At 41.9% G+C, this 17407-nt stretch carries 4 protein-coding genes; 1 reads left to right on the forward strand and 3 read right to left on the reverse strand.

Annotated features, from left to right (window positions below; genetic code table 11):
• Positions 1-16 precede the first annotated feature (16 nt).
• The 3 genes from IPM47_11830 to IPM47_11840 all read right to left on the reverse strand — a co-directional run bounded on the left by IPM47_11830 (position 17) and on the right by IPM47_11840 (position 2895).
• Positions 17-1555 carry an aldehyde dehydrogenase family protein gene (locus IPM47_11830; GenBank protein QQS31456.1) on the reverse strand — a complete coding sequence of 513 codons (1539 nt, stop codon included), beginning with the start codon at positions 1553-1555 and terminating at the stop codon, positions 17-19.
• Between the two features lie 96 nt (positions 1556-1651).
• Positions 1652-2206, reverse strand: coding sequence for a hypothetical protein (locus tag IPM47_11835; GenBank protein QQS27586.1), 555 nt, complete (start codon positions 2204-2206; stop codon positions 1652-1654).
• Entirely contained in the window at positions 2131-2895 is a 765-nt protein-coding gene (locus IPM47_11840) for a metallophosphoesterase (protein QQS27587.1), read from the reverse strand. Before IPM47_11840 ends, IPM47_11835 begins: the two co-directional genes overlap by 76 nt.
• A 1719-nt stretch (positions 2896-4614) precedes the next feature.
• Here IPM47_11840 and IPM47_11845 point away from each other — a divergent pair.
• Complete coding sequence (locus IPM47_11845) at positions 4615-17343, forward strand: HYR domain-containing protein (GenBank protein QQS27588.1); 12729 nt, start codon at positions 4615-4617, stop codon at positions 17341-17343.
• Positions 17344-17407 lie beyond the last annotated feature (64 nt).

Consider the following 17407-nt stretch of genomic DNA (forward strand, 5'->3'; position numbering starts at 1 on the left):
AAACCGGAAAACTTGTTTACAGGTTAAAAGCAATTCCCTGTGCAAGAGGCAAATCAGTTCCATAATTAATTGTATTGGTTTGACGGCGCATATACGCCTTCCATGAATCAGAACCCGATTCACGACCTCCACCGGTTTCTTTTTCGCCTCCAAATGCACCGCCTATCTCTGCCCCCGAAGTACCGATATTTACATTGGCAATCCCGCAATCCGACCCTTCATGTGATAAAAACAATTCTGCTTCACGCAGGTTTGTGGTCATAATAGCCGATGATAGCCCTTGAGGTACTTCGTTTTGCAAGGCAATTGCCTCATCAATCGTCTTGTATTTGAGCAGATATAAAATTGGGGCAAATGTTTCGCGTTTAACTACATCATATTGTTCTTTGGCTTCTATGATACAGGGTTTCACATAACATCCCGATTCATATCCCTCACCGGTTAAAACCCCACCTTCAACCAATTCTGAACAGCCCGATGCATTTGCTTCAGCAATGGCCTTTAAATACAATTGAACAGCATCTGTATCAATGAGCGGACCCACATGATTTTCAGGATTAAGCGGGTTTCCTATGTTTAACTGCCCGTAAGCTTCTGCTAATCGTTGTTTTACTGTGTCATAAATGCTATCGTGAATAATCAATCTCCGGGTCGTGGTACAGCGTTGACCACAAGTTCCGACAGCACCAAACACCGAACCAATCACGGTAAGTTTCAAGTCTGCATTCGGGGTAACAATAATGGCATTGTTGCCACCAAGTTCTAACAAAGACTTACCCAATCTTCCGGCAACTGTTTGTCCGACTATTTTACCCATGCGGGTCGAGCCGGTTGCAGATACCAACGGAATCCTTTCATCGGTCGAAAGATATTCGCCAACACGGTAATCTCCGACAACCAAACAGGAAATTCCTTCAGGTAAATTGTTTTCCCGCAAAACTTCGGCTATAATTTTTTGACAGGCAAAAGCTGAAAGAGGAGTCTTTTCTGAGGGCTTCCATACACAAACATTGCCACAAACCCAGGCAATCGCTGTGTTCCATGACCAGACAGCAACCGGAAAATTGAAAGAGGTAATAATGCCTACAATCCCTAAAGGATGCCATTGTTCATACATGCGGTGGTTTGCCCGTTCTGAATGAATGGTCAGTCCATACAACTGACGGGATAGCCCAACAGCGAAATCGCAGATATCTATCATTTCCTGTACTTCACCCAATCCCTCCTGAAGACTTTTACCCATCTCATAAGAAACCAATTTGCCAAGGCTGGATTTATGAATTCGAAGTTTCTCGCCAAATTGACGAACTATTTCACCGCGTTTAGGTGCCGGCAAAGTCCTCCAGAATTTAAAAGCCTCTTCCGCAGTTGCCATCACAGCATCGTAATTTTGACGTGTCGCACTTTTAACACTACCAATAAGTTTGCCGTCGGCAGGACTATATGAATGTATTAAATCTCCATCGCCTTCTTGCCAGTTTGAACCGGTACTCACTCCCGGATTAACAGTTTTAAGTCCTAAATCATTAATAAAATCTGTATTGAAAGTAAACATAGGCGCAGTTGAAACCATAATTGATTAGTTTAAAGAGAATTAATGACAACATCATGCAAAATCGGCCGCAAAGGTAAAGATTTATCTGCAATTCTTTTATTCCGGTCTTAAAGTTGAATTGTTTGGAATTAATTCAAACACAGTTATTTCAGGTCTAAACCCCACCCGACCCGGATAGGCAACAAATCCAAATCCGGGATTTACATAAAGAAACTGTTGCCTGTCTTTATAAAGGCCATACCATTCTTTATACATCCATTTGACAGGACTCCATTTCCAAAAGGGAAGGTTGATGCCAAATTGAAAAGCATGGGTATGACCTGAAAAAGTTGCGACTATATCGGGATAATGTTTCAAAACCTCAGCCCTCCAATGTGACGGGTCATGCGACAACAATAGTTTTACGGAAGATTTCTCAGTGCCTTTGTATGCCTCAGATAAATTGCCATATTTTTTAAACCTGGGACTTGCACTCCAGTTTTCCACGCCAATGACCGCAATCGTTTCGTTGTTATTAGTTACCACCGCATGTTCGTTTAACAATAAATTCCATCCCAATTGTTTGTGGATGTCAATCATCTGTTCAAAGTTTTTGCGATAAGCCTCCTGATTGGGCCATTGAACGTAGTCGCCATAATCGTGATTACCCAAAACTGAAAACACTCCATGCTTTGCCTGAATGTTTGAAAACACATCAATATAAGGCAAGGCTCTTTTGAATAACTATTGACCAAATCACCGGTAAAGAACACCACATCTGCCTTTTGATCATTGATGATTTTTACGGCCCTTTTTAAAGGAGTGGTACCGGTAAAACTTCCGGAATGAATATCAGAAATCTGAACGATTTTAAATCCCGCAAGCGCAACCGGTAAATTTGGCAATTCTAAGGGCACCTTAACAACTTTGTAGCGAAAAGGGTTTCTAACCATACCGTAAAACATCGCCAACAAAGGAACAGAAGAAAAAACAAGACCCACACTGCATACCAAAGCCGAGCGAGGCAACAAGGAACTTTTGAATTCACCGGATTGAACTGAGTAAGCCATCGTTTTTATCAAACGAATCAAATCATCAGTAAATGCAGATACACTTAAAAGCAGTTTAAATACCAGCAACATAAAGAAAACCGCCGTTACATACATACGAGCGGTTTTGTTTTGCAGACGTATGCCAAACACCAACACGCCAATTGCTATAAAATAGGAAGCAACAGCCAAAGTCCAATAAATTCCATCAACCAGTGTGTTATTGCCGACAGTCCTGATGACCTGATACCCATACCAATCAAAAAACACTAACATCAGAAGTGGAATCAACCACCTGAAATTTGCAGACATAAATTGTGGTTATATTTTATTGTGATTTCTAAAAAACAACCTTTAAATAAGGAAGTTTCACCACCGGTACATATCAATTCAAGAACCTGAATAATTGTTTGGTCTTGATTTAAGTTTTAGCTGATTTATTTTCAATAATGGATATTGGACGTATGAGGGGTACATATTCAAATTAGTCCAAACGAATTGCTTTATTTTTTGGTCATAGGTTACATTCCTAAAGTGTAGTTGAAAAGAGCCGGAGTATATTCTGCAGTGACGAAATGATACCTGTTTGTTAGACGATTAATAGAATACTTTAAAATTGAATTCCGTATTATTTGAATAGCAGGGTTACATCTTTTGTATCATATACTTCAATTGTTTAAGGCCGCTTGACTTTTTCAATCTTCATAGATTGCAGAGCCTGTAAAGTTGTAATTATTTAAAAGTTTACCAGCTATCGAATGCGTCAAGCATCTGTAAGCAATTCATTTCAACAAGACAAGATTTAGGGTAAATAATACGGTTGTCATAAGTCTGTTACAGACTGACTTTAAGTTTTTGCAGGGGGACTTTGCTTTAAAGCAGGGGCGCAAAAAGCCATTGCAGAAGTGCAATGAGGCTTTGCGGTGGTACATTGATTTATTGCAGGGATACATGAAGTCGTTGCAGGGGTGATTTGATGTAATACAAGGGTGCAATAAGTCTTTGCAGAGGCAATTTAATGCATGGCAGGGGTGCAATAAGGCATTGCAGGGATACATGAAGTCGTTGCAAGGATGCATTAAGTCATTACAGATGTGCATAAAAGCTATGCACATGCTAAACAAATTAGATAAATCGCACTTGTGTAATTGAAAACATAGTTTTGACTGACAGTTTTTAAGATTATAGGACCAAGTGTCTTTGATGCTTTCCAAATTTTATTTTTTTCAATTGTGAATGTTTGGCTTTAAACACATTAGGTTATATAACAAAGATAAAAAATTTAAAACTCACCCTTACTGAGCCATCATGAGTTCCTATTGTTTATACACTTAATATTATATTATACTTTAGTAAATACTGTTCCCTAAAGTATTGGGTTAAAAACAGAAAAATTATAAATGACAACTGAAAGTGAAAAAACAAGAAAAATTCAACAATTTTCAGAAATTAAAAAAAATTTAAGAAATATTCGAAATTAATTTGAAATTTATTGAAAAATGAACATAAATTCTAAAAATATTATCTATAATAAATTGATAATTACGATTAGTGTTTTTAGATTTGCGCTAAATCAATATAAAATCAATGATTTGGTGGTTGTTGTTTTTGCCAAATTATACTACAAGCCTTTATTTTAAAGGCTTTAAATATTATGTACTGATTTGGATTCAGTTTCTGTCTATTACCGTTAATGATTTTAAAAATCAGAAAAAACTCCTTCCACCCAATACACGTTGGTTGCAGGTAACCTACTCTTTGATCCAATTTGAGTTGATTGTCAAAAAAAAATACAAATTTTTTTTTCGGCATCCTAACGAAACATCAATCAGAAAGTGTAACAAGAAATGCCATATACCGCAAGGTGTTTTCGGCTAAAAACTATTGCATCAATTACATCAGCCCAAACCTTACAATCAGACAAAAAATTTTTACTCATTTCAAATTGTTCTAATTATGAAAGTTTATTTACTACATTCCCAAATCTTAAGAAATCTACCTTTAAGTGCTACAATGCCAACTAAGGATGTTATGTTGTCTTTAAATAGAACAATCATAATTATCTGTTTCTTAACTGCCTGTTCATTTGATTTGAGTGCACAAACTACCCCAACTTGTGGTGCAAGTTGCACTGCTCCAATAACCTACACTGGAAACATCACATTAAGTACACAAGCTGATCTTAACAATTTTATAAGCGGTTCTTGTAAATATACACATGTAGTTGGAAATCTCATCATAGATGGTAACGGTAATGCCGGAACAGGAACAGATGGAGCCGGTATTGACCCAATCACTGATTTATGTAACCTTCAGGAGTTAGTATCAGTTACTGGTTCAGTTACCATTCGCGATTTCAATGTTCCCGGCAATCCGGTAACTTTAGTTGATTTAGCCAACTTAAATACTATAGGATTAGGCTTGACAATAGGTGTTGCTTCAAATGATAACAACGGCTCATTCACCGAAATCAAGTTAAACGGAATTACGGATATTGGCAATGTCAATGTCATCAATATTCAGTACAATCCTAATGCAACAGCCATTGAATTGAAAAATTTATCCGGAACTGTTGGGGCTACTACAATAAGCAACAATGCCGCAGTTTCTACTATTGATATTGGTAGCACCGGTACCGGATGGAATACAAGCCTGAACACTGATGTTACTGTTTCTAATAACGGAGTACTCAATTCTGTTGATTTCTCTTCACTTACTTCTGTGGGGAGTGATCTTTATATTCAAAACAATGACTCTCCCAACTTAACTATTATTGACTTACAAGATTTGACAACTGTAGATGATAACCTTACTCTGGATAATGACAATGAAAATTTATCAGGAGCAACCGTCAGTTTACCATCTTTAGTTACTGTGGGTGTTGACGGAACTGGTACTCTGACCATCAATGACATAGCCACCGGTACATTAGACCTAAAATCGTTAGTTACAGTTAACGGAACTTTGGCAATTGACAACAACGATAACGGGTTGGCTCATATTCAATTTGAAAATCTACAGACTATTCTTGGAGATATGAATATTACGGGAAACAATGACCTTGTCAGTGTTACAGATGCTGCCGGTGGTCCTCCTTTTACTATTGGAATAGACCTTGATATTTCAAACAATGATTCACCAAATCTAACAGTGATTGACTTGCAAGATTTGACAACTGTAGATGATAACCTTACTCTGGATAATGACAATGAAAATTTATCAGGAGCAACCGTCAGTTTACCATCTTTAGTTACTGTGGGTGTTGACGGAACTGGTACTCTGACCATCAATGACATAGCCACCGGTACATTAGACCTAAAATCGTTAGTTACAGTTAACGGAACTTTGGCAATTGGCAACAACGATAACGGGTTGGCTCATATTCAATTTGAAAATCTACAGATTATTCTTGGAGATATGAACATTACCGGTAACAATGATCTTGTTAGTGTTACGGATGCTGCCGGTGGTCCTCCTTTTACTATTGGAATAGACCTTGATATTTCAAACAATGATTCCCCAAATCTAGCAATGATTGACTTGCAAGATTTGACAACTGTTGATGATAACCTTACTCTGGATAATGACAATGAAAATTTATCAGGAGCAACCGTCAGTTTACCATCTTTAGTTACAGTAGGAGTTGATGGAACTGGTACTCTGACCATCAATGACATAGCCACCGGTACGTTAGACCTAAAATCGTTAGTTACAGTTAACGGAACTTTGGCAATTGGCAACAACGATAACGGGTTGGCTCATATTCAATTTGAAAATCTACAGACAATTCTTACCGATATGAACATTACCGGTAACAATGACCTTGTCAGTGTTACGGATGCAGCCGGAGGTCCTCCATTTACCATTGGACAGGACTTAAACATTGAAGCAAATATCTCACTATCGTTAGCTACGATTGATTTCGAAGATTTGTTTAGCGTTGGGCGGGATATTTCTATAGATGACGATAACACAAATAGTTCGGGAACTGAAGTAACATTTCCATCACTGACGAGTGTGGGTAGGGATTTCTTGATTTATCAGATAGCCAAAGAATTATCTGCTTCCAACCTAAATAGTATTGGAAGAAATTTTTACATAAACGATAACAACGCTCTTTGTGAGCTGGATATGCAAGCATTGATTACAGTGAATGGGTATCTGTATATTAACGACAACTATGATTCTTGTACCAGCCCTACTATTAATTTTAATAACCTAATCACAGTAGGAGACGGGTCAGGAACGGACTATCTTACAATTTTAAGTAACAATGCGATGCCATCTGTGTCATTCCCTATGTTAACAGCTGTAAATGGTAATGGCGGAGGAAATAATCGCAGCATCAGGTTTGATGATAATGATTCTGCAGTTACACTAAGTTTTCCATTACTGACAACTATTCCCGGAGAGATTTATATAGGCAACAACTTGATTTTGGATGCCGTGTCTGTTAATTCATTATCTGTTGTTGGAGAAGATTTGCGTTTTGTTTCAAATCCGGCCCTTACAGCTATCAATTTCCTGTTGTTAACTGATGTAACAGGGGTGTTTGAAATTAACAACAACGATGAGCTACCCGATTTAAATGGATTTGGTGTGCTAGAAGAGATAGGAGGAAACGTAATCATCACAGGAAATGGAAATTCTTTTCCGGGTAACGGATCTGACCTGACTTCGCTCGATGGGTTATCAAGCCTGACAACAATAGCAGGTACAATGAGTGTTACAAGCAACCCAATGCTTGGAACTTGTTGTATTATTCCTTGTCAATTGAATAGTATAAATGGCTCTTCTGATCCTTTTACCGGAAACTTAACCATTACAGGCAATCTTTCTTATGCTAACGGAGGGCGTTGCATTGCCAATGGGCCAACGTTGGCGATTGAAGTGGCGCGTACAGCATGTACACCTGATATCAGCTCATTTACAGCATCTGAAACTTCAGGAACAACGGATGATAATATTGTTTGTCACGATGGTTCTACTATTACTTTGGATGTTACGGCAACTTCCATAGGAGCCTTAAACTATGAGTTTTTCATTGATACAAACAACAACAATTCATGGGATAGTGGTGAAACAATTTTATGTAGCGGAACATCCTCTTCTTGCATGTTTAATGAAACGGCATTTGGTGGAACCGGTACATTTTATGTTGCTGTAAGAGTATTTACAATTGATTGTGAAGTATATCCGATTTCAAATATCGCTATTACAGTATATGAATTGCCGACTGCTTCAATAACGTCTGACTATCTTAATATTTGTGACGGTGTAGTTGAATTAAACGGAAATCCTGTACAAGGTACTTCATTAATTACTTCGGCTGCTCATCAGTGGACACAGACTGCAGGTCCCGGAACGGGTTCGTTTGATCCTGATGCAATATCAAATCCTGTTATTTTTAATGTAACAGGCGCAGGTTCTGCTTCTTTTGAATATGTGGTTACTGACAATTATGGTTGTGAGAGTTTGACGGCATCTGAAACCATGACGTTATTTGCGCCAAGCAGTACATGTGGTTCTTACATATATACAGGCAATGTTACCTTCAACTCTCAAACCGACCTTAATGCTTTTACAGGTCCGGGTGGTTGTCGTTACATTCAAATTACAGGAGATGTAACTTTAAATGGTAATCATGCTACCGACCCAATTACTGATTTATGTAATTTGCAGGATATTGTAACTATAACCGGTGATTTAACCTTCAGACAATTCACCAACCCTTTAAATCCTTCTGTTTTGTCTTTAGCCAATTTAGAAACTATCGGAAATGGATCAGGAACGGATTTATTGACTATAGGCGGAAGCTTAGCAGATCAAAACACAATGTTTACCAATATTGATTTTCCGAAACTCGAGAATTTGATTAGCGGTTCTATCATTATTACATTTAATCCGGGACTAACTGCTATTGATATGCCATTGTTAGAAAGTGTAACAAGTAGTATTACAATCAATACCAATGGAATGTTTGTTACTTCCATTAATTTGGAAAATTTGGAAACAGTAGGTGGGGGGATATTATTGAATAATAATGCAGCAAATGCAATAAATGCTTCGATTGATCTGTCTTCTTTAACTACTGTTGGTACAGATATTGATTTAACCCGTACTGCTGATGCTACTTCATTTGAATTACCAAGTTTAATCAGCATTGGAGACGATTTGTATTTTAGATCTAACGCTTCCACGTCATTTGATGCACCTTTGCTCCATGTAGTTGATGGTGATATAGAATTTTCTAACAACGCTGCTTTAACTAGCATTGAATTTCCCACTAAATTTTCATCTGGTACCGGAAGTTTAAATATAAACAATAATACTTCATTGCAAACTGTTGACATTGGGATTATCTCCACTTCCAGCTCTGTTACCATTCAAACCAACGGAACTGGAGTTACCGCTATAACTTTAAAAGAACTCGTATCTGTAGGAAATGATTTAACAATGAATAATACTGTAGCACATGCAGTAAATGCAACAGTTGATTTAAGCAAATTAGAAATTTGTATTGATGATTTAAATTTAACCAGAACAGCCTCTTCATTATTAGCCCCATTGGTTGAATCGGTGAATGATTTTGATATAAGCTATAATTCACTCACAGGAGCTTTAAGTTTTCCGAACATGGAGGTTATCAGTAGTGATTTAATAATTTCAAATAATCCCAACATTACTTCGATCAGTATCCCAACATTGACAGGTTCGACAGATGTGCTAAATATATCAGGTAATACAAGTTTAGTTACTGCCTCGATAGGGGTAACAGCAGTAACAGGAAGCGTAACTTTCCAAACAAACGGAACAGGAGTAACGAATATTGATTTGTCAGATTTAGTAACAATAGGGTCAGATTTGAGTATGAACAATATAGCGACACATGCTATAACTGCCGCGATAGACCTATCTTCTTTAACAACAATCGGTGATGATGTAAATTTTACCCGAGCAGTAGGAGCCCTTCTGGCTGGTAATCTGATCTCAGTAGCAGATGATTTCACTTTCACCTTGAATTCTGCTTTCACAAATTTTGATACAGCTTTTCCAAGTTTTGCCAGTGTTGGAGGCAATTTTTCTGTGACAAGCAATTCAAGTTTAGCTCAATGTTGTGTGATACCTTGCCAATTAGTTGTAAGCGGGACTAAAACAATAAGTGGTAATACCGGCAATTGTCAAACATTAGCTATAGCTACAAGCTCATGCCAGGTAACGGTAAATATCACCGGTTCCGGTAACGTATGCCTCAATGGTGAAGTAATTTTGAATGGAAATTTAGTTGGAACCGATCCACCATATACACATAACTGGAGTATAACAGGAGGGTCAGGAGCTGCGACATTTATAGATCATGGTGATGGGAGTGCTACTTTCACCGGCACTTCAGCCGGTACTATAGAAATTGAATATTTTGCAACAGGTAATTCCGGTTGTGTTTCAAATACTGCTACTTTCACCTTAACTGTTGACCCTTCACCAGTTTTATCCGGTTGTTCGGCTAACTTAAACGGTTTGACAAGCTCCGGTGGAACAGGAGATTGTTATGGTGTAGTAAGTATAACCCATCCTACAGTAACGGCTCAAGCATCTTGTACTCCCACTACGCTACAGGTTGATTATGGTTTGGGCGGTGGATGGGAAACAATAACACCTGCTTCTTCAGCAGCTAAAGATTTCCCCTTTGGGACAACTACAGTGAATTACCAATTATTAGATGTAAATTCTAATACAGTTGGTTCATGCAGTTTAACGGTAACAGTTGAAGATGATGAGAATCCTACATTTACTTGTCCTACCCCTACTTTAGTGTTAAATACTAACGGAAACAGTGGATGTGAAGTAATTATACCCGACTTAGTGTCATTGGTAAATGATGAAGCCGACAATTGTGGGTTGGCATTAGTCAATCCGGTAACCCAAAGCATAGCTACAGGGGCATATAGCGGAGTTTCGGATGGGAATATCATTCCTGTAACTGTTACGGTAACCGATGCAGCAAGTCCTGCCAACTCGACCAATTGTGTGGTAACCTTCACGGTGAATGATGATGATGCTCCCACGTTTACCTGCCCAACTCCCACATTAGTGTTAAATACTACCGGAAACAGCGGATGTGAGGTAGTTATACCCGACTTAGTGTCAATGGTAACAGATGAAGCCGACAATTGTGGGTTGGCATTAGTCAATCCGGTAACCCAAAGCATAGCTGCAGGGGTATATAGCGGAGTTTCGGATGGGAATACCATTCCTGTAACTGTTACGGTAACCGATGCTGCAAGTCCTGCCAACTCGACCAATTGTGTGGTAACCTTCACGGTGAATGATGATGATGCTCCCACATTTACCTGCCCAACTCCCACATTAGTGTTAAATACTACCGGAAACAGTGGATGTGAGGTAAATATACCCGACTTAGTGTCTATGGTAACAGATGAAGCCGACAATTGTGGGTTGGCTTCAGTTCCGGTAACCCAAAGCATAGCTGCAGGGGCGTACAGCGGAGTTTCGGATGGGAATACCATTCCTGTAACTGTTACTGTAACCGATGATGCAAGTCCTGCCAACACGACAAATTGTGTGGTAACCTTCACAGTGAATGATGATGATGCGCCTACATTTACCTGCCCAACTCCCACATTAGTGTTAAATACTACCGGAAACAGTGGATGTGAGGTAGAGATACCCGACTTAGTGTCATTGGTAAATGATGAAGCCGACAATTGTGGGTTGGCATCAGTCAATCCGGTAACCCAAAGCATAGCTGCAGGGGTATATAGCGGAATTTCGGATGGGAATACCATACCTGTTACCATTACGGTAACCGATGAATCAAGTCCTGCCAACTCGACCAATTGTGTGGTAACCTTCATAGTGAATGATGATGATGCACCCACGTTTACCTGCCCAACTCCCACATTAGTGTTAAATACTACCGGAAACAGTGGATGTGAAGTAATTATACCCGACTTAGTGTCAATGGTTATGGATGAAGCCGACAATTGTGGGTTGGCATTAGTCAATCCGGTAACCCAAAGCATAGCTGCAGGGGTATATAGCGGAGTTTCGGATGGGAATACCATTCCTGTAACTGTTACGGTAACCGATGCAGCAAGTCCTGCCAACACGACCAATTGTGTGGTAACCTTCACGGTGAATGATGATGATGCGCCTACATTTACCTGCCCAACTCCCACATTAGTATTAAATACTACCGGAAACAGCGGATGTGAGGTAGAGATACCCAACTTGGTGTCATTGGTAATTGATGAAGCCGACAATTGTGGGTTGGCTACAGTTCCGGTAACCCAAAGCATAGCAACAGGGGCGTACAGCGGAGTTTCGGATGGGAATACCATACCTGTAACTGTTACGGTAACCGATGCAGCAAGTCCTGCCAACTCGACCAATTGTGTGGTAACCTTCACGGTGAATGATGATGATGCACCTACATTTACATGCCCAACTCCCACATTAGTGTTAAATACCACCGGAAACAGCGGATGTGAGGTAGAGATACCCGACTTAGTGTCATTGGTAAATGATGAAGCGGACAATTGTGGGTTGGCATCAGTCAATCCGGTAACCCAAAGCATAGCTGCAGGGGCTTACAGCGGAGTTTCGGATGGGAATACAATACCTGTTACTGTTACGGTAACAGATGCTGCAAGTCCTGCCAACACGACTAATTGTGTGGTAACCTTTACGGTGAATGATGATGATGCGCCAACATTTACTTGTCCTCCAAATATCACAATTTACGCCGACGCATCTTGTGCTTATGATGCAAATCCGACCATTACCGGTGATGTAACCAATGAAGCAGACAATTGCATCGTAGGACAAGCGACTTATGCTGATGTACTGTCTGTTGACCTTTGCCCGGGAACAAAATACATTGCACGCACCTGGTCACTCGTGGATGATGCTGGCAATGCCGCTGCTAACCAAGTGCAAATTATAACTATTTTAGACAATACTCCACCGGTTTTAACAAGTACCACTTATGGATTTCCGGATCCAAGTGATAATCCGGATATAGACAATTACTCTTGTGGTAGTACATTTAACTATACAACCGGTGCAGGCATTTGTTTTGCAACTAAAACAATTACTAAACCTACATGGGTAGATGCTTGTGGTGGAACCATCACTAGGACTCATTCTGCCAATAATAGCGTTGTTTTGACAAACTTCCCGGGAACACCGGGTCATGTTCAGGGCAATTTTCCTCCCGGAACCACAACCGTAACATTTACTGGAACTGATTGCTCAGGTAATAACACTCAATGCCAGGTTATTATCACAGTAACAGATGATACAGATCCTACGCTTACCAATTGTCCTGTAAATCAAGCAGTCAATACATCACCTGGTTTATGCAATGCAGAAGTAACGACTATTGTACCAATAACTACCGATAATTGTGGTGTAACCTCAATTACTCATAGTGCAACAGGAGCAACAGTATTTAGTGGTTCCGGTTTTCTAACTACTCACTCTTACAATGCAGGAATGACATCAGTAACGTATGCCGTTGAAGATGCAGCAGGAAATGAGGCCGTTTGCAGCTTTACGGTAACAGTAACGGATGCAGAACCACCTGCCATTACTTGTCCTTCGAATATTTCGGTCAATACTGATGCGGGGCAATGCAGTGCTATTGTAACCTATATAGCACCGGTTGGTACAGACAATTGTTCCGGAGCGACGACAGCCCAGACCGCAGGGTTAGGTTCAGTCGTTGCCTATCCTGTTGGCGTTACGACCAATACGTTTACGGTTACAGCTGCCAACCTACAAACGGCAAGTTGTAGTTTTACGGTAACAGTAACGGATGCAGAGCTGCCGGTCATTACTTGTCCTTCGAATATTTCGGTCAATACCGGAGTGGGGGTATGTACGACAGTAGTAAACTATACTACCCCTGTTGGCACAGACAATTGTCCGGGAGCGACGACTGCTCAAACCGGTGGATTGTCATCCGGTGCAACGTATCCGTTAGGCGTTACGACCAATACGTTTACGGTTACAGCCGCCAACCTACAAACGGCAAGTTGCAGTTTTACGGTAACCGTAACGGATAATACACCACCTTCAATAGTATGTCCTGCCGATCAGACAGTCAATCTGAACGCTTCCTGTTCAGCGACGATGCCTGCCTATTCAGCGGTATCTACGAGCGATAATTGTACGGGGGTGATCAGCGTAGTACAAAGTCCTGCGGCAAGTACGGTATATACCGCCGAGGGCAATCAGGTAGTTACCCTGACTGCAACCGATGCCAATGGCAATACGAACGCTTGCATCTTTAATGTTTACTTTGACGATGTGAATGCGCCGGTGATAGCAGGTTGTCCGAGCAACCAAACGGTAAATACGGGAGTAGGCAATCTGACCTGCACACAAACGGCAACCTGGACTGCACCGAGTGCGACAGACGGATGTACTGCGGTGAGTGTGGTCAGTACCCATTCTCCGGGAGCTACCTTTAGTTTAGGCACTACGACGGTCAGCTATACCTTCAGCGATGGCAACGGCAATAGTTCTGTTTGCAGCTTTACGGTAACTGTGATAGACAATACCGTTCCTGTGATCAGTTGTCCATCAGGTGTGATTGTTGCTGCGGATTCGGGATTGTGCAGCGCGGCAGGGGTTACCTATGCTGCAACGGCAACAGATAATTGCAGCACTCCGGTCATTGTTCATTCCCCTGCATCGGGTAGCACTTTCCTTGTAGGAGTTACCACTGTAACAGCGACCGCCACCGACTTAGTTGGCAACAGCAGCAGTTGCAGCTTTACGGTAACAGTAACAGACACACAATTGCCGGTGATTACCTGTCCTTCGAATATTTCGGTCAATACCGATACGGGGCTATGCAGTGCATCGGTAACCTATTCAACACCTGTTGGCACAGATAACTGCGCCGGAGCAGTAACGACGCAAAGCACCGGATTATCGTCCGGTTCTGCCTTCCCGATTGGAACAACGACGAATACCTTTGTAGTAACTGCTGCCAATAGTCAGTCGGCAAGTTGCAGCTTTACGGTAACAGTAACGGATGCAGAGCTACCGGTCATTACCTGTCCTGCGAATATTTCGGTCAATACCGATGCGGGGCTGTGCAGTGCAACGGTAACATATTCAACACCTGTTGGCACAGATAACTGTGCCGGAGCAGTAACCACTCAAACTACAGGTTTTGGTTCCGGTTCAAACTTCCCGATTGGAACGACGACGAACACCTTTGTAGTAACTGCTGCGAACAGTCAGTCGGCAAGTTGCAGCTTTACGGTAACAGTAACGGATGCTGAACCACCGGCCATTACTTGTCCTTCGAATATTTCGGTCAATACCGATGCGGGGCTATGCAGTGCTGTAGTAACCTATATAGCACCGGTTGGTACAGACAATTGTTCCGGAGCGACGACAGCCCAAACCGCAGGGTTAGGTTCAGGCGTTGCCTATCCTGTTGGTGTTACGACCAATACGTTTACGGTTACAGCTGCCAACCTACAAACGGCAAGTTGTAGTTTTACGGTAACAGTAACGGATGCAGAGCTGCCGGTCATTACCTGTCCTGCGAATATTTCGGTCAATACCGGAACGGGGGTCTGTACGGCAGTAGTAACCTATACAGCTCCGGTTGGTACAGACAATTGTCCGGGAGCGACGACTGCTCAAACCGGAGGGCTGTCATCCGGTGCAACATATCCGTTAGGCGTTACGACCAATACGTTTACGGTTACAGCCGCCAACCTACAAACGGCAAGTTGCAGTTTTACGGTAACCGTAACGGATAATACACCACCTTCAATTGTATGTCCTGCTAATCAGACAGTCAATCTGAACGCTTCCTGTTCTGCGACGATGCCTGCCTATTCAGCAGTATCAACGAGCGATAATTGCACGGGGGTGATCAGTGTAGTACAAAGTCCTGCGGCAAGCACGGTATATACCGCCGAGGGCAATCAGGTAGTTACCCTGACTGCAACCGATGCCAATGGCAATACGAACGCTTGCACCTTTAATGTTTACTTTGATGATGTGAATGCGCCGGTGATAGCGGGTTGTCCGAGCAACCAAACGGTAAATACAGGAGTAGGCAATCTGACCTGCACACAAACGGCAACCTGGACTGCACCGAGTGCGACAGACGGATGTACGGCGGTGAGTGTGGTCAGTACCCATTCTCCGGGAGCTACATTTTCCTTAGGCACGACAACAGTCAGTTATACCTTCAACGATGGCAACGGCAATAGTTCTGTTTGCAGCTTTACGGTAACCGTGATTGACAATACCGTTCCTGTGATCAGTTGTCCATCGGGTGTGATTGTTGCAGCCGATTTGGATTTGTGCAGCGCAGCAGGAGTTAGTTATGCAGCTTCTGCAACAGATAACTGCAGCACCCCGGTCATAGTACATGCACCTATCTCCGGAAGTACGTTTGCGGTAGGCGTTACCACTGTTACTGCGACCGCCACCGACTTAGTTGGAAACAGCAGCAGTTGCAGCTTTACGGTAACAGTAACAGACACACAATTGCCGGTGATAACCTGTCCTACACCTATAACAATCCCGGCATCGGCAGGAGTTTGTGAAGCAGCAGTGACTTATAGCGCAACAGCTTCTGACAATTGCAGTGTGATGGGTATTACTTACAGTCCTGCATCGGGCAGTATCTTTTCGGTTGGTACGACTCCAGTTACTGCAACTGCAACAGATGTGAATGGCAACAGCAGTAATTGTATATTTAATGTAACCGTTGTTGATGACGAAGATCCGGTGATTACCTGCCCCGCAGATATAACAGTACCTGCAGCTTTTGGATATTGCAGTGAGGAGGTGAGTTTTGCAGCGACTGCTACAGACAATTGCGGTGTTTTTGGAATAACTTACAACTATTTACCGGGCAGCAGTTTTGGCGTTGGAACGATTGAGGTTACAGCTACTGCTACTGACTTGTATGGCAACGATAGCTCCTGTACATTTGACGTTACAGTCTTAGATACCCAAGCACCTGTTATAGCAGGTTGTCCGGGCGTGATTACCGTATATACCGGAGCAGGAGATACAGATTGTTCTCAAAATGCAACATGGACAGAGCCGACTGCAATTGACAATTGTATGGGTCCGGTCCTTTGGGCAACCCGAAGCCATGCACCCGGAGCGTTGTTTGGATTTGGCTCGACCACGGTGAGTTATGTGTTTACAGATGCATATTCCAACAGTTCGACCTGTAGTTTTACCGTGGTAGTGGTTGATAATACTCAACCCTTAATTACCTGCCTAGCCGACCAAACGGTCAATCTGAACGCTTCGTGTTCAGCTACGATGCCGGCTTATTCTGCGGTATCTACGAGCGATAATTGTACGGGTGTGATCAGCGTAGTACAAAGTCCTGCGGCAAGCACGGTATATACCGCCGAAGGCAATCAGGTAGTTACCCTGATTGCAACCGATGCCAATGGCAATACGAACGCTTGCACCTTTAATGTTTACTTTGATGATGTGAATGCGCCGGTGATAGCAGGTTGTCCGAGCAACCAAACGGTAAATACGGGAGTTGGTAATCTGACCTGCACACAAACGGCAACCTGGACTGCACCGAGTGCGACAGACGGATGTACGGCGGTGAGTGTGGTCAATACTCATTCCCCGGAGCGACCTTTACTTTGGGCACAACGACGGTCAGCTATACCTTCAGCGATGGCAACGGCAATAGTTCTGTTTGCAGCTTTACGGTTTCGGTAATTGACAATACCGTTCCGGTGATCAGTTGTCCATCGGGTGTGATTGTTGCAGCCGATTTAGATTT

This window comes from Sphingobacteriales bacterium, assembly GCA_016700115.1.
GTDB lineage: Bacteria > Bacteroidota > Bacteroidia > Chitinophagales > UBA2359 > UBA2359.

Coding starts and splice junctions, on each gene's coding strand:
- IPM47_11830 (QQS31456.1), bottom strand. CDS start 1,555: ATGTTTACTTTCAATACAGATTTTATTAATGATTTAGGACTTAAAACT.
- IPM47_11840 (QQS27587.1), bottom strand. CDS start 2,895: ATGTCTGCAAATTTCAGGTGGTTGATTCCACTTCTGATGTTAGTGTTT.
- IPM47_11845 (QQS27588.1), top strand. CDS start 4,615: ATGTTGTCTTTAAATAGAACAATCATAATTATCTGTTTCTTAACTGCC.